At 62.8% G+C, this 21419-nt stretch carries 23 protein-coding genes; 8 read left to right on the top strand and 15 right to left on the bottom strand.

What is annotated here, in order from left to right:
* Window positions 1–477 precede the first annotated feature (477 nt).
* Complete coding sequence (locus V3G39_13880) at window positions 478–1785, top strand: IS256 family transposase (GenBank protein ID XAS75734.1); 1308 nt, start codon at window positions 478–480, stop codon at window positions 1783–1785.
* Window positions 1786–1827: 42 nt separating this feature from the next.
* Complete coding sequence (locus V3G39_13875) at window positions 1828–2724, top strand: serine/threonine protein phosphatase (GenBank protein XAS75733.1); 897 nt, start codon at window positions 1828–1830, stop codon at window positions 2722–2724.
* 52 nt (window positions 2725–2776) lie between these two features.
* On the opposite strand, the gene V3G39_13870 is transcribed toward V3G39_13875, so the two are convergent.
* The 3 genes from V3G39_13870 to V3G39_13860 form a co-directional block, all read right to left on the bottom strand.
* On the bottom strand, window positions 2777–3577 hold the full coding sequence (locus tag V3G39_13870; protein ID XAS75732.1) for a hypothetical protein: 801 nt from the start codon (window positions 3575–3577) through the stop codon (window positions 2777–2779).
* Window positions 3578–3686: 109 nt separating this feature from the next.
* Window positions 3687–4154, bottom strand: a complete 468-nt coding sequence (locus V3G39_13865) for a hypothetical protein (protein ID XAS75731.1) — start codon at window positions 4152–4154, stop codon at window positions 3687–3689.
* Between the two features lie 257 nt (window positions 4155–4411).
* Window positions 4412–4597, bottom strand: a complete 186-nt coding sequence (locus V3G39_13860) for a hypothetical protein (GenBank protein XAS75730.1) — start codon at window positions 4595–4597, stop codon at window positions 4412–4414.
* A gap of 613 nt (window positions 4598–5210) precedes the next feature.
* Between V3G39_13860 and V3G39_13855 the strand changes: the two genes are divergently transcribed.
* Window positions 5211–5612, top strand: coding sequence for an SRPBCC family protein (locus V3G39_13855; protein XAS75729.1), 402 nt, complete (start codon window positions 5211–5213; stop codon window positions 5610–5612).
* 56 nt (window positions 5613–5668) lie between these two features.
* Here the strand turns inward: V3G39_13855 and V3G39_13850 are convergent, their stop codons facing one another.
* Complete coding sequence (locus V3G39_13850) at window positions 5669–6877, bottom strand: serpin family protein (protein XAS75728.1); 1209 nt, start codon at window positions 6875–6877, stop codon at window positions 5669–5671.
* 528 nt (window positions 6878–7405) lie between these two features.
* Here V3G39_13850 and V3G39_13845 point away from each other — a divergent pair.
* The gene (locus tag V3G39_13845) at window positions 7406–7747 is read left to right on the top strand and encodes a hypothetical protein (GenBank protein ID XAS75727.1); all 342 of its coding nucleotides are present in this window, start codon (window positions 7406–7408) and stop codon (window positions 7745–7747) included.
* A 373-nt stretch (window positions 7748–8120) separates the two neighbouring features.
* Here the strand turns inward: V3G39_13845 and V3G39_13840 are convergent, their stop codons facing one another.
* Complete coding sequence (locus V3G39_13840; protein ID XAS75726.1) at window positions 8121–8732, bottom strand: CBS domain-containing protein; 612 nt, start codon at window positions 8730–8732, stop codon at window positions 8121–8123.
* 489 nt (window positions 8733–9221) lie between these two features.
* Between V3G39_13840 and V3G39_13835 the strand changes: the two genes are divergently transcribed.
* From V3G39_13835 to V3G39_13825, 3 genes are all read left to right on the top strand, one after another.
* Window positions 9222–10061, top strand: coding sequence for a GAF and ANTAR domain-containing protein (locus tag V3G39_13835; protein ID XAS75725.1), 840 nt, complete (start codon window positions 9222–9224; stop codon window positions 10059–10061).
* 164 nt (window positions 10062–10225) lie between these two features.
* Complete coding sequence (locus V3G39_13830; protein ID XAS75724.1) at window positions 10226–10849, top strand: hypothetical protein; 624 nt, start codon at window positions 10226–10228, stop codon at window positions 10847–10849.
* Window positions 10850–12730: 1881 nt separating this feature from the next.
* Window positions 12731–13474 (top strand): hypothetical protein, encoded by a 744-nt coding sequence (locus tag V3G39_13825; protein ID XAS75723.1) that lies wholly within the window; start codon window positions 12731–12733, stop codon window positions 13472–13474.
* Here the strand turns inward: V3G39_13825 and V3G39_13820 are convergent.
* From V3G39_13820 to V3G39_13800, 5 genes are all read right to left on the bottom strand, one after another.
* Window positions 13429–14696, bottom strand: a protein-coding gene (locus V3G39_13820) for an IS3 family transposase (GenBank protein ID XAS75722.1) whose coding sequence is annotated in 2 segments (ribosomal slippage) — window positions 13429–14411 and window positions 14411–14696 — 1269 coding nt in all. Because the reading frame shifts where the segments join, the coding sequence is not laid out codon by codon here. The genes V3G39_13825 and V3G39_13820 overlap by 46 nt on opposite strands.
* A gap of 604 nt (window positions 14697–15300) precedes the next feature.
* Entirely contained in the window at window positions 15301–15567 is a 267-nt protein-coding gene (locus V3G39_13815; protein ID XAS75721.1) for a type II toxin-antitoxin system PemK/MazF family toxin, read from the bottom strand.
* The gene (locus V3G39_13810; GenBank protein XAS75720.1) at window positions 15564–15800 is read right to left on the bottom strand and encodes a hypothetical protein; all 237 of its coding nucleotides are present in this window, start codon (window positions 15798–15800) and stop codon (window positions 15564–15566) included. The genes V3G39_13815 and V3G39_13810 overlap by 4 nt, the downstream gene beginning before the upstream one ends.
* Window positions 15801–15847: 47 nt before the next feature.
* A complete protein-coding gene (locus tag V3G39_13805) occupies window positions 15848–16270 on the bottom strand; it encodes a Fic family protein (GenBank protein ID XAS75719.1) in 423 nt (140 codons plus the stop codon).
* A complete protein-coding gene (locus tag V3G39_13800; GenBank protein ID XAS75718.1) occupies window positions 16267–16476 on the bottom strand; it encodes a YlcI/YnfO family protein in 210 nt (69 codons plus the stop codon). Before V3G39_13800 ends, V3G39_13805 begins: the two co-directional genes overlap by 4 nt.
* A 95-nt stretch (window positions 16477–16571) precedes the next feature.
* On the opposite strand from V3G39_13800, the gene V3G39_13795 reads away from it, so the two are divergent.
* On the top strand, window positions 16572–17066 hold the full coding sequence (locus tag V3G39_13795; protein ID XAS75717.1) for a GNAT family N-acetyltransferase: 495 nt from the start codon (window positions 16572–16574) through the stop codon (window positions 17064–17066).
* 156 nt (window positions 17067–17222) lie between these two features.
* On the opposite strand, the gene V3G39_13790 is transcribed toward V3G39_13795, so the two are convergent.
* From V3G39_13790 to V3G39_13770, 5 genes are all read right to left on the bottom strand, one after another.
* Window positions 17223–17522 (bottom strand): hypothetical protein, encoded by a 300-nt coding sequence (locus V3G39_13790; GenBank protein ID XAS75716.1) that lies wholly within the window; start codon window positions 17520–17522, stop codon window positions 17223–17225.
* A 1021-nt stretch (window positions 17523–18543) separates the two neighbouring features.
* Complete coding sequence (locus V3G39_13785; protein ID XAS75715.1) at window positions 18544–20022, bottom strand: hypothetical protein; 1479 nt, start codon at window positions 20020–20022, stop codon at window positions 18544–18546.
* A 373-nt stretch (window positions 20023–20395) separates the two neighbouring features.
* Window positions 20396–20626 (bottom strand): YlcI/YnfO family protein, encoded by a 231-nt coding sequence (locus V3G39_13780; GenBank protein XAS75714.1) that lies wholly within the window; start codon window positions 20624–20626, stop codon window positions 20396–20398.
* Window positions 20623–20925, bottom strand: coding sequence for a hypothetical protein (locus V3G39_13775; GenBank protein ID XAS75713.1), 303 nt, complete (start codon window positions 20923–20925; stop codon window positions 20623–20625). Before V3G39_13775 ends, V3G39_13780 begins: the two co-directional genes overlap by 4 nt.
* Before the next feature lie 212 nt (window positions 20926–21137).
* Window positions 21138–21290, bottom strand: a complete 153-nt coding sequence (locus tag V3G39_13770) for a hypothetical protein (GenBank protein XAS75712.1) — start codon at window positions 21288–21290, stop codon at window positions 21138–21140.
* Window positions 21291–21419 lie beyond the last annotated feature (129 nt).

The following is a 21419-nucleotide window of genomic DNA, read 5'->3' as shown; positions in this document are numbered from 1 at the left end:
TGGCGGTAAGCACGATGGGCGGGGTGCACGCTGAGCGATCGGCGACCGGGACGGGATCCCAAACCGGTGACGAGGCGAACTTCCCCTCTACCGCCAACAGTGGCGAAGTCCTCACCGCATGACGTCTAGGGGCATCGTTCGCTGTTGGAGACCGCCCCGAAGCCCTCCTCGCCTCTGCCCCATGTCTCGCATGTCCGCAGTGGGCAGAATGACGTGATGCTCAGTACCCGGCGCATCCGTCACGAGTCCTTGTCCGCTTCGCTCGCCAGCCGCACCGACGACGAGTTGTCTGAGATCCTCCGTGCTGCACCGAGAGGTGCAGTGGGCGTCGGTGGTGGAACTTGAGTAATGATCAGAACCTGTGGATGGAGTTCGGCGAGGTGACGTGAAGAGGGCGTACCTCCCGAGCAAGATCTGAAGCCCATGCAAGTTCTGATCGGGGTCGGCGTTGGCGCGCCGGCTCGGGAAGGTACGCCCATGCTCAAGGTAGCTCAGGAGAACCGCGGGTCCAGCGAGGACAGTAACGAAAAGATCGCCGTGGTTGAGGGCGGGTCGTTGCTGGATCAGATTGTGCGTGATGGTGCCCGGCAGATGCTTGCGGCAGCGTTGCAGGGTGAGGTCGCCGCGTATATCGACGCGTTCGCGGACCAGCTCGACGTTGATGGTCACCGGTTGGTGGTGCGTAACGGGTTCCACGAGCCGCGGGAGGTGAGCACTGCGGCGGGCGCGGTGCCGGTCCGGGCACCTCGGGTCAACGACAAGAGGATTCAGGAGGGCACTGGGGCGCGGGCCCGGTTCGCCTCAGCGATCCTGCCCGCGTGGGCGCGTAAGTCCCCGCAGGTCGCTGAAGTGCTGCCGTTGTTGTACCTACACGGTCTGTCGTCGAATGATTTCGCTCCGGCGTTGGAGCAGTTTCTAGGCAGTAGCCATGGCCTGTCACCGGCAACGATCACCCGGTTAACGACCGCGTGGCAAGGCGAGGCGGACGCGTTCACCAAGCGGTCCCTGTCCGGCACCGACTACGTGTACATGTGGGTGGACGGGATCCACCTCAAAGTTCGCCTGGCCCAGGACAAGGTGTGCCTGTTGGTGATGATTGGGGTCCGCGCTGATGGGACCAAAGAGTTGATCGCGTTGGAGGACGGGCACCGCGAATCGACCGAGTCCTGGGCGGACCTGCTGCGCTCGTGTAAACGCCGCGGGATGGCCGCCCCGGTCCTGGCAGCAGGCGATGGGGCGTTGGGGTTCTGGGCTGCTGTGCGCGAGGTGTTCCCCGAAACACGTGAGCAGCGGTGCTGGTTCCACAAGATCGCCAACGTCCTAAATTGCCTGCCGGAGTCCGCTCAGCCGGGCGCGAAAGCCGCACTGGCCGAAATTTGGAACGCCGAGGACAAGACGCACGCCCAGGCCGCGGCCAGGTCGTTCGCGAAGGAGTACGGCACGAAATGGCCCAAGGCTGCCGCGAAGATCACCGATGATCTGGACGTGTTGCTCGCGTTCTATGACTATCCGGCCGAGCATTGGGTCCACCTACGCACCACCAACCCCATCGAATCAACTTTCGCGACCGTCCGGTTGCGCCAACGGGTGACGAAAGGACCCGGCTCGAGGGCCGCGGGGGTCGCGATGGCCTTCAAGCTCATCCAGTCCGCCCAAACCAGATGGCGAGCAGTCAACGCACCCCACCTCGTCGCCCTCGTCCGAGCCGGCGCCACCTTCAAAAACGGCATCCTGATCGAACGACCCAGCGACCACGAATCAGGCGGTGATCAACACGTCGCGTGACACGCCCATCCACAGGATTTGACTATTACTCGTGGAACTTCCGTGCTGGACCTCGGTGGCACTCCGGTATTCGCCAAGCGCGTTCCAATCACAGACCGCGAACTGGCGCACCCCCACAGCACAGCGAACCTGTTCAACCTGCCGACCTCCTGCCAGTACGGCATGCACCCTCTTGCTGGCCCGGGGTTCGGAGTGTGGCGCGAGCTAGCGGCGAACCTCACCGTCACCGAAGGACTCCTCGCCGGTGAAACCGAATCCTTTGCCTTGCTGCACCACTGGCGAGTGCTCCCGGGCCGTCCACCCGGCGTGTCCGAGCACCGCGACATTGAAGCGGTCGTCACTCAATTCGGCGGCGATACGGCGGTTCGGACGCGCTTTCAGGAGTTGGCTGACGCCAGTTTTGGCCTTGTGCTCTTTCTTGAATACCTCCCCGACCGGCTCGCTGACTGGCTCGCCCATCCATTGCGCAGGGCCGAGGCGGTCGAGCAAGAACTCTTCGGAGCTGTCGATTTCCTGCACCGCCATGAGCTGCTCCATATGGACGGACACTTCGGCAATATGCGGGCCGATGACAACCGAATCTTCCTCATCGACTTTGGACTAGCCACATCGCCTCACTTCGATCTGTCCGACGCAGAGCGTGACTTCGTCGCGCATAACGTTGACCATGACGCCGACTATGCGGCGATGCGGTTGGTTAACTGGCTGGTCACCACGGTGGTTGGGGCGCCGGAGCTGGCGAGGGGCGATATTGCGGCGCGCAATGCCTACGTCCTTCGGTGCTCCCACGGCGACATGCCGCAGGACCTACCACCTGTCGTGGCGAGCATCCTTGCTCGACACGCTCCCGCTGCTGCAGCAATGAACGACTTCTCCTGGCGTCTCGTCGCCGGTGACACTCATGCGACGTACACCAAGGGCCAGCAACTGCAGCGGTAAATCAGCAGCACCACGTCCCAGCCGCCGATGGTGATTCGAACCGAGGCGTAGCTCAGCAGACTGGTAGTGCGGCGGGTCGGTAGGACGCCAGTTGCTGGTGGTGATCGATGACGAAGGCGCCCTGGCTCAGGAGTGGCCACCCGAGGATCAAGTCCATGCGCCGGTCGATGATGGCGTTGGCGGCGCTCAGGTCTACCACCGCGGCCAGTGATGGTCCGAATTCGGCACCCAACAGGTGAACCGCTGACATCTGAGCCATCGGGACTTGTAGGACCGTTCCGGTGGAGTCGGTGCCCTCGCTCACCCCCTCGTGGGTGAATAGGCGTGGGTGCTGTGCTGCGAAGCGTTGGTCGACGACGGTGACTGAAGCACCGGTGTCGAACACGGCGTCGGCGCTCTCCCCGGTCGGCCAGGTGACCGGGAGGTACACGTGGCGCCTGAGGCCGACGTGGATGGGGTGAGCCGGTTGCGGCAGGTTGCCGTCCAGGATCAGGACGGCGTCACCTAGTCGGTACTCGCAACGAAAACGGGACAAGACGTCTTGACCCACGAGGGCCCCGTGAGCCCCGTGGTCACCAGGGACCACCTCCACGTCTATAGAGCCCAGATCTTGACCGGCGAAACGAACCGCAACCTGTGCATGCTGCTGGTCGGCGTGGACGCCGAAAACACCTGTGCTCGGGTCACGTACGACCCAGGGTGTGAGATCGGGTCGTTCGAGGATGGCAGAGCGTGCAGCACCAGAGTCCAAGAGCGCCTCGACCGGCTGCCCATCGACCTGCAGCTCCACGAACACCGAAGCTTGTCTCGGATCCTCGTCATCCAGAACAACCTTCAACGGTACCCGCAGCATCCGCACAAATTACCCCGATTGTGCGCGCGTAGTCCCAACGCTGCCTGCTCTCCGCCACACACCGTCCCGGCCCGCCATTGATGACCGCGACCGACTCCTTGCTCGGGTTTCAGGGACGACAACATTCGTCAGCGACCTGCAGGGCTTGCTGGGATGAAGCGATCAGGGCATCGTCGCTGCCGAGGCGTCGGAGGTGGAGAGCCTGAAAGAACTCTTGCCGCGCGTGGTGGGGATCGCCGGCTGACAGAAGAGCTTTTCCATAGTGCTGGCGCATGACTGCTTCCCGTGGTCCGCCTTCGGATTCCTTTATGAGCTGTCGGTACACCTCGAGCGCTTCGGCATGGCGACCCAGATCTCGCAAGCAGTCCCCTCGCAGGGCTCGCACCCGTGGTGAGGCATCGTGCGTTGAGAGCTGGTGGAGGGCTTCGAGCGGATGCCCAGACCACAGCTGCTCGATCGCTGCGGTGAGGGGATCCTCCAAGTGGTGCTCGCGAAAAACCACGAGGTCAGTGATGACCGGCCGCAAGGTGCGACCATCGCTGATCCACCCTGGTCCACCCGCGATGTCCTCTGCCACGGAGAGACTTTAAGTCAGTGACACCAGGAAGGCTCGGCCCGCTGCTCGTCACCGGAACAGGATCGGGTTGCGGGGACCGTAAATCGTTAGACGATGTGGCCGGCTGGAGTCGCTCCCAAACAAGTGGGGGCAGTTCAAAACTTTACGTCGATTTCGTCTAACCGGTAGCTAGCCTTGCTGGCACTCGGCGTACTAGCAACAGGCTCGGTGATTGACCCGGAGGAAGACATCGTGACGAACCACCACACGTCCGTTCTTCATCGCGCCGCCGCCTTGACAGCCAGCGGCACGCTTGTCGTCAGCTTCGCGGCTTGTTCCAGCGGCACCGCGGACAAGGTCCCAACATCAATCCCCAACAGCTCAGGAAACGCCAGCAAAAGTTCCAGCAGTGCAATTCGTGGGATCTTTCTGGACTGCTCGAATCCGATCGGCAGTTCCGGCACAGTTGACAGTCAAGTCCAGGTAGTCCTCGGGACGGCCGGGGTACAGACGAAACCGACGATGCAAACCTCCCCGACGAGCGGGGCGCCACACCGGCTGTTCGCCAAGAACGGCCTGATCCTTCGTTCCGGGCGCGCTGCAACGTTGACCATCCCGAAGGCCTGGGCAAAGAAGGTCTCCATCGGCTGGGGAACCAATGCGTCTGAGTGGACAACGACTCTTCAAGTACGCGCCTGCCCGGCACCGCCTGGAGGTGGAGGACCATGGCTCGCTTACCCCGGAGGATTTTCTCTCGACCAGCCAGCCTGCGTGCCTCTTGAAGTTGCCACCCCCACCGGCAAGGCGATCATCCGAGTCCCGATCGGTGTTCCATGCCCACCGTGAATGAACCGCACAACTGACTCCTCTGCAGGTACCTCAGACAGCCGAATAAGCAGCCGCAAGCGGAACGGGATCCGGCGACCGCAGGCTATAAATCGGCCCTCGAGCTCACATCGGCTGGACCGTCCCACTCGGGTGTTCTAAACGGAACACGGTCGCGGTGACCGCGTCCGCAAGCGGATCCTCTTACGAACGGATCTCGCGCTGTCGGCGAGGTGGGCCACGATGTGCGCTATGGCATCGGGCACCCAGCATCTGAGCATCGTGATCGATCGACCGGCCGCAGCGGTCTACGAGTATGTCGTCGATCCGGCGAATTTGCCCCGGTGGGCGGCGGGGTTGGCGAGCAGGCGCGTTGAGCACGTGGACGGGCAATGGGTAGCCGACTCGCGGATGGGTCGCGTCACGGTCAGCTTCGCCGAGCACAACCCCTTCGGCGTGCTCGACCACGTCGTCACGCTGCCCTCGGGTGCGAGTGTTTATAACCCGATGCGAGTGATCCCGATCGAGGATGCCAGCGAGGTGGTGTTCACGCTGCGGCGGCAGCCTGGAATGACCGACGAGCAGTTCGTTCAAGACGCTAACGCCGTTCGTGCCGACCTTGCCTCGCTCAAGCAGGTGCTTGAGCAAGCCTGAACCGCTCAGCGATCGGCAAGCGGAACGTACGTCGGGTACGTGCTCGGGTTGGGGGTTTAGCCGCGGGGGTCAGCGACTCGAGTTAGGAACAGCGGTGTGTGGGTTGCGGTGTCGGTGACCAGGAACAGGAATGGTCGGTTCAGGTTGACGTGGATGTCACTTCCCCGTGCCGACATGGCCATGGCGCCGCCGGTGGCCGCCGCGGCGGTCGTGCCGAACTCGTCGACGGAGATGTCGACCTTCTGAACCACGTCACTGACGTGGGCACCGGGACTGAACCCCGCATAGTCGCCATTGGGTTGTAATCCCTGGCTGGTCAGGACCTTCAGCAGCTCATTGGTCTGGCTCAAGTGGAACTTAGGCATCGCGACCGTGGCCACTTTATTGGCGTCCGGGTGCAGGAGCGTGGCCATGGTTACGGTGTTAGGCACGGCGCAGGCCTTCGCACTTGCTGGTGGCAGCAAGGCGTAAGCAGTGAGCTGGTCATGGACGTAGGGCAATTGCACCGACTGCCAGCCGCCTGCGGAAGCACTTGCGGCTTGCGCGTCCGTGCTCTTCAAAGTTGGCACCATGACGCGCTTACCGTCTGCCAGGGTGAATACCCCTGGTATTGGCGTCTGCAACGGGTGTTGCCATTGCGCCTTGAGGTAAATCGCATTGGTCATCACGGTGACCGTCGAGGTGTCCAGCGCTTGGTCGAAAAGCTGAGGGATCAGCCCGTGAGTGTCGTTGGAGACCAGATGGTTGATGGCGTCGGTCGATGCCTTGGGTTGGCCAGCGAAGTCCAGGCCCAACAGCTGAACGTCGTACGCGGTGCGCAGATCGTTCAAGGTGCCTTGTCGCGGCGTGATTCCGCTTTGAGTGAATAAACGGTCGCTAGTAGATAGGCCCGCGATCTTGCGAAGCTGGGTTGTCCGTGAGTGCTGGGCAGCGATGACCGCTGGACCGTAGGCGGACTGGTGCAACAGCCTCGACAGGGCGGTCCGGGTCGACCCGAGGGCACCGGTTTGCAACATTCCGAGTGCTTGGGTAGCGCTGGCAGGTGACAGCACCGTGTTCTTCATGGGGTCGGTGGCGCACACGTCGTGTAGCAGCCGCAATCCAAACGCCTGATCCGCCGCTGCAAGGTTCGCAGGGCCGACCGATCCCGGATGCAATCTCTGCAGGTGGCCCTCGTAAACCGCCGGGGTCGCACCAGCCGGGCCGGTCGCGCCTTTCGAATGCGTCGGGCCGGGCGCGCCGGGGCCCGTGCCACAACCAGCCATCAATAGCGAGCACCCCACTCCTAGCGCAAGAACAGTCCTACCTGCAGTGAGGTGCTTCCGAGGGTGATCAGTGCTCACTCGATCCATACTCCCTTAGACGTGCCCCAGAACAGATCGGTTGGCGACAGAACCGATGAAGCACATACGCGGGACGTCCCGGAAGCCGAACGGCATACGACGACCAATCGGCACCATCGTGGTCATCGATCGAACTGACCCGGCGATCGCCGTAACGGGATCGCTCACCGGGACGGCCTGAACACGGACTGGCAAACTATGGGCGTGACTCTTCTACGACTATTCAGCTAATCGGAAGCGTCGACTGCCTGGCACGCGCTGCGCTGGCATGATCACGGGTGTGGGGAAATCCAATAGCGACCTGGTGGGGCCAGCGGCCAAGGACTGCGGTTACTCGAACGGGAGCACCTCTTGATAGGTCGGTTGACCTGGTGGGGCTCCTGTATCTACGGGATGCTCACGGTGGGAATTTTCTTCGCTCTTCTGGTCCTTTCACCGAAGGACTCTGATGTGGGGTCGCCATCGTCGGGCGATCTCGCTGTGTCGATCATGTTCGGCGTGCTGATGGGTGCAGGACTTGGCTTGCTGTTCCGATTCGTCTCTACCCGTAGTGAGCAAAAAGGACGGAAACTTACCCCGAGTGTCCAGTTGCTGATGTTTGCTGGTCTCTACGTCGTCCTCGGTGGCATGGTCATGGCTTTCACGGCGCGACCACGATGGTTTGTCATCACTGACGTTGCAGCGAGCAGCTTCGGGTACCTGCTGTTCTGCACCGTGTTCCTCACGCCCTTGCGGCACCGCACGCTGGACCCGAACACGGACCATTCGAAGTTCCAGGGTTCCGACTTCTAGACGCTCAGAAGTCCAGGGAGCCAGAGATCCCGTTCAATCCCAAACGCCTCAGACCGAACTAGCTCAGGTTTCACGGCGTTCCGCAGGCCGATTGTCCTACGGTGATGGTCCGTCCACTGATCGCATGAGTGCCACTGGCGCCGTGGTGGGCGTTTCCTTATTCGTGGCCTGTCCCGGTCGGCGCGGTGGTCGTCGCGACGTGCGGGAGTCCATCCTGTGGGCTCCCGCACAGGAGGGGTTGACGGCGGCTTTCCGGATCTTAGTCAGTTTGCTCTTCACTGCCTGCTCGGTGGTTGGCGCCGAGCCATCTCTTCGATGCCCTCGGGTCGCACGCGGTTCCGCCAGCCCACCACCTGCCGGCGACCTGTCGGCGTCAGTCCCGTCCCTCCTTTATGGCCCAGTCGTCAACCACGACGCGGCGCACACCCGCCACGGACGCTGCGAGGGTTTCGGCCAGGTGCGCGTCACGCGCGGACTGCGGGCCATGAATGGTGACCTGCGCGTCGCGGACTTCCGCGCACCAGTCCGGCTGGCCGTAGCTGGCCAGGTTTGCCGTCACGTCCCTGCTGATCTGCGCATCACGCCGAGACAACGTTCGGATGATGTCACTGCGGCTGATGATGCCGACCAACCGATTTTCGCGCACGACCGGCAGGCTTTTCCAGCCTCGTTCTGCGAGGACTTTGGCAACCTGCGCGACGTCCGCCTGCTCACCGGTGGTGAATGGTGATGCGGTCATCACCTCATCCACCCGGGACGGTCGCGGTGGCGGCGCTGTGACCGGCCGCATGTGGGCGCGAGGGTCAGGTTCCAGCGGGGCCTGCAACAGGTCTGATTCGCTGACTACGCCCATGACCCGCCCGTCCCCGTCCACCACAGGGACACACGAGATCCGCTCGGTCGTCAATAATCGGATCGCGTCATTGATCGTGGCGTCGGCCGGCAGACTGAACACCGAGCGGGTCATAACTTCTCGTACCAACATCTCAGCCTCCTTTCACTGTGCCAGTCAGGGTCATTCGAGCGCGGGCGCCCCAGTCCTGGCGGCGGAATCGTCAGCTGCGCACAACAACAACGACGACGACAAGTAAAAGAGACACGGGAACCTACCAAAAAGGTAGTGGTGCCGTTGTGAGGGGCGCGGAGCGAATGCTCCTGCGGTGCGGCGGCGGACGGCCGGACCATTCCCGAACTGGCTGATCTGATCAGCATCTTTGACGTTACACCCGCAGGATGACACCCCCTGCAGGATGGCACCGGGTCCGGCTGCGGTCTGTGCTCGGGAGCGGCGTGATCGAGACCAGCTACCTGTCGCGGTGCGCTGCCCCGGATGCGGAGAAGGGGTGGTTCTGGTCAAGCCCTTGGTGGTTGGCGGTACCGTCAAAGGAGGGCCATTTCGCGCCGAGTGTCTCCTACTTGCCGGGCAAGATCTCGCTGTCTGTGGTTCATGTGTCTCCAATAAAAGGGATCGGCAATGAATGACCAGCCGCCGCACGAACATTCGATGAAACCACCGACGGAGGCAGAACAGCAGCAGATCGATGAAGATGACGCCGATCTGCAGTCGAGCCTGGCTGATCTGGCCGCGTTGGTGACCAGTTCTCATGGTTTGGATCGGTTATTGGAACTGGTGGCGACGTACGCGGCCAAGGCAATTCCTGGCGCGGACGGTGCGGGGGTGACCTTGTTGCGGGTTGACCGCCCGGACAACAGGGTGCAGGCACTGGCTGCCAGTGACCCATTCGTCGCGGAGATCGACCATATCCAGTACGTGACGGTGAATGAGGGCCCGTGCATCACTGCCGCGTTGGAGGGGCGCACGGTGCGTTCGGGGTCGTTGGGTGGGGAGAAGATGTGGCCCCGCTTCGGGCCGCGGGTCGGGCGCCTGGGTGTCCACAGCGCGTTGTCGTTGCCGTTGCTACTGCCCGGTCAGGTGGTGGGTGCGATCAATGTGTACGCCCGCGGTAAGGACGTCTTTGATGACCGTGCCCAGGAGTTGGGTGAGTTGTTCGCCGCGCCGGCGGCGGTCGCGGTGCACAACGCGCACACCCTGTCTCAGGCGATCGCGTTGACCACCCAGCTACAGACGGCGTTGGCCAACCGGCCCGTGATCGATGAGGCGATCGGCCTGATCCGTAGCCGCACCGGACTCAGTTCGGTCCAAGCCCGCGAACGCTTGCAGACGATGAGCCAGCATGAGCACGTGAAAATGGTCGAGGTCGCACACCACATGGTCGATGAAGCAGTCCGACGCGCCCGCGCCCGCCACACCAGCAGCGGACAACCATCTGGGACCACCCCGGGCGGCCTCTGACGTGACGTGACGTATGCAATACGGTGAAACCGGGACGTGCATCGACGGCGGAAACCCCCCACTCCCGCCCGCACCCATATCCACCGCGCTGTGACGACTCGTCGCGGCCGGCACCAGGCTGGTGAGTTCCGCGCTCTGGGAGCGCCCGTCGGAGCAGACGCCACATGGAAATCACCGCCGCGCTGGGCGCAGACCTCGCGTTACTCACGGCCGCCCTTGTCGATCTCTCGGTAGACCCCAGGACCGATGTTGCGGGGACAATCCTGGGGTTCGCGACCACTACCCGGCTCGCGGTGGCCTCTTTCCTTGGGCTGAGCATCACCATCACCGACCGCACCCGTGCGCTGGCGCACGAGGTGGTGTTGCGCCTGACCTTGCTGGATGATCACGCTGCTCCGGGTGACATCGCGACATCTTTGCTGCTGCCGGCACCCACCGACAGAACAGAGGGCCAACCGGACATTCAGGTAGTGCTGTACGCGGGGTCACCGGGCGCGTTCGTAGACCTCGCCGCTGACCTGGCGTTCCTGGCCGGCAGCGAACTCGATAGCGCCGACCTGGACCACCACCAGAGCCTGGCGCGCGAACCCGACATCACCGGTGTCCTCCAGGACCAGGCGGTGATCAGCCAAGCCATCGGCGTCCTACTCGCCGGTGGCTGCACCCGCGAACAAGCCAACGCCGAACTGGAGACCCTCGCGCAGGAAGCGCACACCGACAGGATTACCGAAGCCGCCAGAATTTTGACGGTCCTCACCCCAGGCGGCCCGGACATATTGTCCAGTTGATGTCTCTCCCTCCGTGACACGAGTCCCTGATGACAGTGGGCGTAGCCATCGCTGTGGGGGACCTCCCGGACGGGCCTGTGAGGTCGCGCAAGGGATCACAACACGTCAAGCCCCTAGTGTTGGTAGTGCTGGGACTCCAGCAGGTCCGAACATCAGCCGGCCGTCCGCTGCCGACTCCTAGGAGTTTCCGCTCCGATCCGGACACCACGGCGATCGTTCTGTTCGTCAGGATCACCATGTCCACCACATCAGCACCTCTCACAACAACGCTGCGGGTTCGCCCCGATGCTCGCTATACCGCAGGGCGGTCGCGTGCGCCCCGCAACGTCCCAGTTGTTCCACCACCGCCGGATAGAACCCCTGGGAACACGCACAGAACAAGCGGGGCCAGCGGACAGGTCCTCACGTTTGAGGCCTGGATGGGGGGCGCTGGCATTCGGACCACAACTGAGAACTAGTGCATCAGCTCCGATGAGTGGGAGCACGCCAACCAGATCGGCCCACACTCCGTCAGCCACGGCCGGGGCGGTCTAAGGTGCTGCAACGACTTCGACGTTAGTCCTCTTTGACTATGGCTTTTGCCCCCCAGGGTGAGTTCATCGCGGCGACCTCCGCAGGAAGAGGATCGGGGTAGCGTGAAGGTGCTGAGTCCCTCAGCCAGTCCGGAAAAGTCCGGCTGTCCGCTGCCGCACTCGTTGAGCTCATGCTCGCCGCCGCACGCAGCCGCATGACCCTAACGACTATGTGATTCCCGGGAACAATTCAGTCGTTCCGGAAAGCACAGACGACCCCACATCGTCGGGTCATTGACCCGGTTCGGGGTCGGCGACCGGGACGGGTCGGTGATCGGTGCTGGTCGCTTCCTGAGTGGTCAGTATCACTGGGACGGCGCCGTGTAGCAGGCTCGTGTGTGGCCACCGGCACGGTTGGTCGAGTCCGTCGTCGCGGCGGATGTGGAAGCTGGGGCTGATTGGTGTGGTTTCTTGGTCTGCCAGTACCGTTACCGTGCTCCGTTCACGGGTGTGTGGGTGGACGCAGCGCTGGCCATGCTTAGGACCGACGGGTACGCTGCTGGATTGCTGGGAACCAGCCAGCCTGGAACCGGGTATGCCGCGTATGCCGCGCCCGGCCGAGTGATCGCTTGAAGCCAGGCAGTCAGGGGCAGGCCTTCTTAGCGGTCACGATGATCGCGATGTTGGGTTTCGCGTGCCCCCGCAAGGTTTGTTCAGCCACTCAGGAGCAATCGTGAGTGCGAGGAGCACATCAATGACCATCACCGCCCAAGACGTGTACAGCACCCTCGAATCTCGTGTCGGCTATCCACCGATCCGAGCACAAGACATTGACCGCGTCGTGCGGGTTCTGAATGCGCACTGCCACCCTGATGTCACGGTGAGCGATTCACTGGATCTCGCTGTGATCAGGGTCGACCAAGACCGCGACACTGTTCATGTACCGCTGTCACCCACCGCCGTATTCCCGCAGGTGGCCTGTCCTGTCGTAGATGACCTGACAGAGCACGGGACACCGAGATCACCGCGGTGACACGTCCTGCGATCCGGGATCTCATCGGTCAACTTGCGCGCATTGAGGACATCCTTCGTGTCGCCCCCGCCCCTGCTACCGGAAACGATTCGGGGACGCCGAGCCCGGTACGAGTCTCATTATTGGTCGCCGAGCAGGACATCATCAAGGAGTTGCGCCGACTCGGGCGACCCCAGCACCGACCTGGTCCAACCAACGACGCCCACCGCCCATAAAATCGCCCCTAGGCCCGTGTAATCTGAGCGCCCCCTAGAACGGCATAAACGGCGCTACTAGCCGCAGAATTGCGGCGACGCATGCACCACCGTGGCCTTCTGAGCGAGTAAGGAATGGTCCATGAGCGGTGCCCGAGACGGCTTCCCGGCCGCGTATGTCCTTACCGCTGCGACGGCCGTCACGATGGCTACGGAGTCGGCCGTCGGTGTCTTCGCCACGGATTGGTTGTACCGCGATAACGCACTGGTCACCGCCACGTTCCAAGGACAGGACATCGTCACCCTCGTGGTTGCTGTTCCGCTGCTTGTGTTCGGCCTGGTCGCAGAGATGCGGGGGTCGCTGCGGGGTCGGGTGTTGTGGCTAGGCATGCTCTTCTATTCGATGTACAGCTACTTGTTCTACGCGGTAGCCGCAGCCTTCAACCAGTTCTTCCTGTTGTACGTCGCCACCTTCGGACTGCCGCTGTATGCGCTGTTGTTCTCGGTGCCACGCCTCGACCTGGCGCACCTCGGTCACACGATGGCAGGAGGGGCCGCGCGGATTGTTGCCATCACCTACACGAGCCTGGTGGCCGCGGGGCTCGGTCTTTTGTGGGTGGGAATCTCTCTCGGTTACCTCGCCACCCACAAGGTCCCCCAGCCGATCGTCGACTCCGGGCATCCAACCGGGGTGGTCTTCGCCATTGACCTTGTGTTCATTGTGCCGCCCATGTTGCTTTCCGCCATCTGGCTATTACGACGACGGGTATTCGGCTGGTTTTTGGCAGGCGTCATGAGTGTGGGAGGGAGTGAACCGCCCCGGGGTGTCCGGAGGCTCTCTCAAACGATCAGCGCAACTGGTTGTTGGGCTGTGAATCGAGCGTAGTAGGCGGCCTCCAATTCGGCTGGTGGGATGTCGCCGCAGTACTCGTAGGGGCGGCGGTGGTTGAACCAGTCGACCCATTCAGCGGTCGCTATCTCGACGTCGTCGGGCCCTTTCCAGGGTTTGCGGGGTTTGATCAGCTCGGTCTTGTACAGGCCGTTGATCGATTCCGCGAGAGCGTTGTCGTAGGAATCACCCGTAGTGCCAACAGAACCAGCAATCTCCGCTTCTGCTAGTGCCAGGCCGAAGCGGATCGAGGTGTACTGGGCTCCGCGGTCGTTGTGGTGAACTAAATGAGTGAAATCGGCTGTGCCGTAACGGTTGCGGGTCCACACTGCCTGCTCGAACGCGTGCAACACGAAGTCGGTGGTCATGGACGTGGACACCGACCAGCCCACGATCCGCCGGGCGTAGGCATCGATCACGAACGCGACGTACACCCACCCCGACCACGTCGATACGTAGGTGAAATCAGCGACCCACAACGTGTTTGGTGCCAATGGTTCGAAGTGCCGCTTGACCAAATCCGGCGGTCGCGCAGCGTGCGGATCAGCGATCGTGGTGCGTTTGACCTTCCCGCGGACCGCGCCGACCAGGCCCTCACCGCGCATCAGGCGTTCCACGGCGCACCGCGCGACCGGGGTCCCCTCACGGTTGAGGGTCAACCAGACCTTCCTAGCCCCGTACACCCCGAAGTTTTGCGCGTGTACCCGGCGGATCTCGTTGATCAGCGACGCATCCCGCACTTCCCAGTCCTGGGCGGGGCGGTTGACGTGCTCGTAATACGTTGATGAGGCGATCTTCCATCCATGCTCAGAAAGCACGGTGCAGATCGGCTCGACACCCCACCGCAGACCACCGGGCTCACGCCTATCGGCGTGAGCCCGAATGAAATCTACGATCAGCCGTGTGGCCGGTCGAGCTCGGCCGCGAAGAAAACTGACGCCGCTTTCAAAATCCCGTTCGCCCGTTTCAGCTCCGCGACTTCCCGGCGCAAGTCACGCACCTGCGCTGACTCCGTCAGCGCTCCCTCGCCCGCACTAGCGGCCTGGGCTTCGGCCCGGCGTATCCACTGCCGCAATGTCTCCGGCGAGGTCACCCCCAGCAGTGGTGCGACCCGCTGGACTGCTTTCCACTCAGACTCCGCAGGTGGCCGCTCCGCGACCATCCGCACCGCCCGCGACTTCAACTCCACGGGGTATCGACTCGACGTATTTCCTGGCATAACTCCAACCTTCCCAAGGTTCAGAGTCTCCGGACACACCGGGGCGATTCAGGAGCGTTTACACCCTCACCCTTGCTGCCGCGAGCCTCGAGGTCGCGCACCAAAACGTGGGACCTGGTTCCGAGCTACCGATCTGGGCTGGGCTAACGACGCTGGGTGTGGTGACGGTTGCCCTGCTATTGGCTGGCATCCGCCAACCTGACGAATTTGTAATCTAACCGGCCTGGGGTGTTAGGCGCACCGGCACGCACAGAGATCGGTCGACCCGCCGTCCGCCGCGCACTCGACCGCAGCGGACCAAGACGGGCTGATGGCGGACAAAGCAGTCTCCCGACAGCCGAACCTGCTCGGGCCTGGTCGGTACCGGCCCTTGCGGTGTTGTTGGTGCTGACCCGGCGCGACTGGCCATGACTCAGCACAAACTAACCAGCATTAACACCACCGGAGTCGTGACCGCGAGAGAATTGCATCAATAGATGAACGGATCCGGTGGCCGCGCAGCTCTCGTTCCGGTTCAGCCATCGTCTATCGAGGCAGACCCTTGGTCACAGGTCGAGGACGAAGCGCAGCGCTTGGTCGATGGCGCTCATCTGATCGGGGGCGATCATTCCCCGGCGAGATGACAACCGTGAAGTCGAGATCGCGCGCAGCGCGCGTAGGAAGTGTGGCCGAGCCCGCTGCTTCCCTGCTCGACCTCGACGTGGCTGCGCAGTCCGTAAGCGGCCGACGTGATGGGCACGACCATGACCAACTGGCCAGGGCTGTTGTTCAAGATGTCGACCGAGACCACGACGGCGGGCCGCCGGAAGGCTGGCTCGTGGCCGACCGGTTGACCCAGGTCGACGTCGTAGACCTCCCCTCGCCAGATCACGCGAGGGAGTCCCACTCCTGTCGTTCGGCCAGGTACTGATCCCAACGCTCGGGGTCATCACGCAGCCGCTGGTAGTCCTGGCCCAGCCCGCGGAGAAATTCTTGCCGCTCTAGTGCGTCGATGGCGGCGTGCAGCACATCGATGACCGCGGTCTGCCGATCCTTGGCGAGGGACTGCAACCGCTCGGAGTCTGGTCGGCGAACACGAACGGTGGTGGTGTCTACGGAAGCCATATCTCCATTGTAGACGAAATGTAGACGCGCGTCCCGGTCAGGGATCGTCATTCGGGTTCTCTGCCCAGTGATTCCCTAGGGTGCGTTCTTCCTCGGAGCCACGTCGCTACCCAGGCCTGATCGACCTGTTCAGCCGCGATGGCCACCATTGCTGCCTCGGCCTCATCTACCTGCGGCGAATCAGGGTTCCAATCCACATCGTTGAGGTCAAGGAACATCGCCATCGCTGCCCAGGCCGCTCGCTTGTTGCCGTCGGGCAACGGGTGATTCCAGGCGAGGCGGCAGACCAGCACGGCGGCCTTTTCAAGTAGTTCGGGGTAGAACTCGTGGCCCTCGAATCCCGCCTGGGGCGCGTGCAGGGCTGAGTCTGCGAGCTCGATACGCGCCGCTGCGCTCAGGTCGTTGCTGTTGATGCCGGTCACCTGCTCGGCTAGCCAGAAGTACTCACCAAGGCGGATGTACCGGGTCACTGGGCAAGCCGGTCCAGCAGTTCCTTGTCGCGTTCGAGCATGGTGCGCGCACGCGCGGTGAAGTCCTCATCCGCGCGGACACGTTCGATCTCGCCCGCTAGCGACTCCACAATCAAAGAGTTAACGCTGGTACCGCGCACCCTGGCCACCGCCTCGGCCTGATCGGCAAGCTCCTGGGGAAGGCGGACAGTCGTCTGGCGTGTCATGACACCATGATATCGCGACATCACTTTGCCCGATAGACGATCCTCTTACGCGCGGTCCCACTGCTCGCGGATGGGCACCGTCTTACGATGTTTGGATGGTGATCCGGCCGTGTGATGTCCTCGATGCGGAAGCATTGACGGACCTGCACCTCGACGTTTGGGAGGAGGCCTACGCCGGGCTCATCCCCAGTAATATCTTCGCCGCGCGCCGTAGTGAACGAAGAGTGCGGGTCGAGCGATGGCGGCAGATCATTGCCAGCGGTTCAAGCAGGAACTTGCTCATCGAAGACGATCATGTCGTCGGTCGATTGCTGGGGTTCTCCAGCACCGGTGTAGGGCGCGACGGCCCCGAAACCGACCTGCCCGCCCATGAGTTGATGGCCTTGTATGTGCGTGCGGACGTATACGGCCGCGGTGTTGGCTACGAACTGCTGCAGGCAGCACTTGGTCGAGCTGGCGCTTATTTGTGGGTGCTCGACGGGAACACACGCGCCATCACTTTCTACGAGCGTCAGGGATTTGTCTTCGATGGCACGACGAAGAGTGCGGACGTGGGTCTTGAGCGGCGCATGGTGCGCCGAACTAGCTGACCCTGTTGTTCCGCACGCCGATCGTTCACTGGGCAGCAGCAGTTCACAGGCCACGGGTTCGTAAGACCGTGGTCGGGTGGCCGGTAGGTATAAATGCCGCCGTGGCGGTGTCGAACTCTGAGTGGGACGTTTAATCGGCCAAGCAAGGCAGCAACCTCATCCTCCGTAGTTGAAGTTCCCGCTGGCCACCCAGACAACGAACGCGATGATCGAGATGACGGTGATACTCGACCACACGATCCAGCCAATCTTGCTGAATTTACGAGACCTGGGCAGGTCGCTGCTCTGTTTGCTCAGCGCGATGATGCCCAGCACGAGTCCTGGTAGGCCCGCCGGGAAGATACCCACCAGGCAGCTGAGAGCGGAAACAACAGTGAGCACGATGGCTGAGGTGTTGCGGCTGCCGGACTGCTGCTGCGACGCGGATCGGGACCACGGAGCCTTCGTAGAATTCATACCGAAATCATGTCGCCAACCAGCACCAGGGACATCAGAGAATGTACTCACTCTCGTAGGGAGAACTACTCAGCACAACCGGCCTACCAGAACCGAGAACCGCCCTCAGAGGCCCCACCTGACGCCGGGCGCCCCCAAACGGGCAGATGAGGTCGTCCCCGGTCACTGATCGTTGAGCGGTGAAGCAGCCCTGTGGAACGTGCGTCGAGTGTCTCGGGCTCGCGCGGTAGTTACTGTGAGACCGTGAAGCGATTCTGGGAAGTTTTCATTGGCTTCAGCGCGGTGTGCATCATCGTGATTTTGGCATTTTCTATCGCTGATGGACGGGTGGAACACGAGCCTCAGCTCGTGATGAGCGTCGCTGGTCTCGTTTGCTTTTCGGTTATGAGAGCGTCCCGGTCCACCAAGAAAACCTGATCTACGTCGCCTGTTGACGGGGCCAAGCTCGCGCCGCAATCCACGTAGTAATCATGGGTACCACCTCGTCGCGACACATGGCCGGTTGGCGATCCCCGACCGGTGATCTCAGCAGGACTTTGCGCATATCTCTTTCGCTGATCTCGAGGGACACTGTTGCCATCAAAGGGGGCCACAATGTCGCCGCGAACTAGCTCGCCGGGATCCTTCACCAATCACACCTCGGTGCTGCGCATTGGCGCCCGCCGGGACCGCTTTGAGCTCAGGTTCCGCTCACCTCGGGTTGCACTGAGCGAGTTGGTCATGCCGCGCGGACGCGCCCACCTGAGATTCGCGTTGGAATCGCATCTACTCATGGCCCAGGCCGATGGTCGCTACTCCCGCCGCTACCTATCTACCGGTCAGCGGTGGCTGCGCGTCGCGGGCGGATCTATGCCATCCACGCACGCAGGCGCAGCACTCTGGGGATCCGGCCCGTCCAAATAACTCCCTCGGCTCCCACCCAGGGGAACGACCCCCGACGCTGCCGCTGGTGGTCCCGGTCGCCGATCCACTTACGGATTGACGGGCTTCGGCCCGAGCGGAGGCGTTGCGGGATGATCGTTTAGCGGAGGTAGCTCAGCATGGTGGAGGGATTCGCCTGAAAATTTGCGGGGCCGGCCACCAACCCGTCCTGTGGATCGCCGAACCCGCTACTGGTCAACCTCGAGCCGTTCGGGTAGCGAATTGTCCACAACGGTGATCCGTTGTTGAGTGAGAACGCACGAGCGTGGCCATCGTTTGCGATCACCACGCTGTCGTGGGTGCAGCTGATCTGCGGATAGGTCCCCCCGTTGCCCATCACCGCCCATAGCCGGGCACCACTGCTTGGGTCGTAACCGGCGAAGATATTGCTTCTGGCGGTGATGATCACGCCTTCGCAGTAGGCGACCGGCTCCTGCCCCGCGGGCAGTCGGTGAGCCTTATGGAGTGGATCGGTGGAGGCCCGGGTAGTGAAGCCGCCGGTGAGGGACGACGTCGTCAGGACTGACTCGCCCGTTGATCGGTCCTCAACAGACAGGACTGGCACAGCGTTATCGGCGATCTTGCGGTTATCGATGCTCAGCAGACCATCGCCAATTTGGCTCACCACGACTCCATCGATGACTGTCACCACGTGCCCGGGTGCCGAGCGGATCAGTGTTCCCCCCTGGACCGCGAAGACAGCCTGCCGGCCGCCCACTTCGCTGAGCGAGACCAGTGCCCTACCGGCCACTTCGTGGACCTGGGGGCCAGCAAACTGGCCAGTAATGCTCGAAGAGCTCAACTGCGGCGGGACGCTCACCACATGTTTCCACTGTGGTGTGCCATTCACCGAGAACCGCATGACCGTGCCCGCGAAGTTCGAGCCGAGGCCGAGCACGTAGAACCCGTTGGATCCGACTGCGGCTCCAGCGAAAGTAGCCGAGACGTTTGAGCCTGGGATCGGTGAGCTACGTAGGACAACACCGGTAGCCGGATCCAGTTCGGTCAGCACCGCACTACGGTAGGCGGCGCTGAACCGGGGGCCACTACTGGAGAGTGAGTTCGTACCGGCAACTGGGGATTCGTCCGTGACAGCTTGATAGATCAGCGGAACCGTCACACACCACAGTCGCTTGTTCAGGGGCATGCAGTCGTACGTCGACCCGGCGGGCGCGCGCATGTGCCATCGGATGGCACCATTTGCCCCGCTAAGTCCGATCAGTTCGGACTGCTGGGACCGTTGCACTGACACCACGACAACGTCCGCCACTGTCGCACTGGCGGTCACGACGCACGCGTCTGCAATCGGATCAGTTGATCGAACAATTGTGGGACATCGCAAGTCTGGCGCGATCTGGGCCAGCGGGTGCTGCCATCGCAACTGCGGGTCCGAGGAGACCCGCACCACCCCGTACGCCGCGCCGTCAGGTACGCGGGGCGGCGCAGACCGTAACGCGGCATACGTTGCGATGAGCGCCAACCCAACAACCACCGCGCCCGCCAGAACGGCAAAGCGCGCCCGCCTCGGCCACGCCGGGCCGTTCGACGAAGAAACCGCCGCCATATCGGAATCAGCCATGCTTGCAGCCTGCTGCAGACCGGCCGTCGCCGCGAGCACCATCGAGGTGGACGCCACCGAGGTGGCATTGATCGGTTCCCCACATATCCCACACACCCGGGCCTTGCGAGGCAGTCGCTGACCGCACACCGGACACGTCATTGCTAACAACTCAGCCTCAGGCCATGGGGACAGTACCGGCCGACTGTACCCGCGCAGCTTGATGAAATCGGGCCAGATCAAACCGCCTCACCTGGGATGGACAATTCAAGCCAGTCGGCCAGATGATCCTGGAGCTACTTATCGGCGTGCGACAAACAATGATTCAAGCCGTGATATCTGATGGACGCCAGGCCGTGAGGCGTTCCGATTGCCGATCGATGACTGGGGACGATCAGCGGTGGGAGCGTTCCAGCTCGTGCTCGACAGCCCGGCGGATCCAGTTGGAGACTGATCGGTCGTCGGCGGCGGCGTGGTCGCGGACCTCGCGCAGGAGGTCTTCGGGGAATCGCACGGGTACGGGCTCGCTGAGCTTGGCCCGGCGACGCACCGGCGGCCCTTGAGGCACTTGGTGGTCCGGGTCGGCGTAGAAGGCATTTTCTTCATTGGGGGTCATGGTGGTCATCGGTCCTCCTGGTAGCGGCGAGCGAGGTGGGCGGCAGCGATGTAGCAGCCGATGGGGCGGCACCGGCGCGGGTCGCCGGTAGTTGAAGGCGCCAAAGGCACGGTCAGTACTCGGCCCGCGACGTCGGCGACCATGAGCCAATGTGCGGGTGGCGTGGCTGGGTAGAACAGCGGGTCGCTGGCCCACACCTCGCCGATATCTTCGAGGCCTAGTCCTGGGTGCTTGAACAGGTGAGCGGCTTGATGGTCAATCTCGAACGGCCAGTCGTCCTGAAGGTCATCGACGTCGAATCGCTCCATAACGACAATCGTATTACAAACAAGCACGTCCGACTACAGAAGATTCCCGGAACGGGTTCGTCTATCGGGACGGCCACCACCGCATCGGGTGGTGTCGTGAATTTCGTGTGTCACCGGGCGGTTGTTGTTGTTTCAATCCTCGAGTTTGCCGTCGATCAGGTGGATGGCGCGGTCGCATTGGCTTGCGAGGTCGGGGTCGTGGGTGGCGATGATCAGGCGGTGTCGTGTTGCTCGCGCAAACCGAGGAGCAGCTCGATGATTTCGTTGCCGGTGGTGTTGTCGAGGTTGCCGGTGGGTCCATCGGCCAGGACCAGGGCGGGGTTGGCGATCAGGCGCGGGCGATCGCGACGCGTTGTTGTGACCACCGGACATGCGGGTGGCCAGCGTGTTGTCCCGTCCTTCCAGCCCGACCGCTGCCAGGAGGTCCCGGGCCCAGTCACGGACCTCGGGCCCTGGCCGAAACGGCAAGACCGGTGCTAGGACGTTGTCCAGCA

It is taken from the genome of Dermatophilaceae bacterium Sec6.4 (assembly GCA_039636865.1).
Taxonomy (GTDB): Bacteria; Actinomycetota; Actinomycetes; order Actinomycetales; family Dermatophilaceae; genus Allobranchiibius.
Note: the sequence above shows the minus strand (reverse complement) of the source record. Positions and strands in the feature narration are given on the sequence as shown.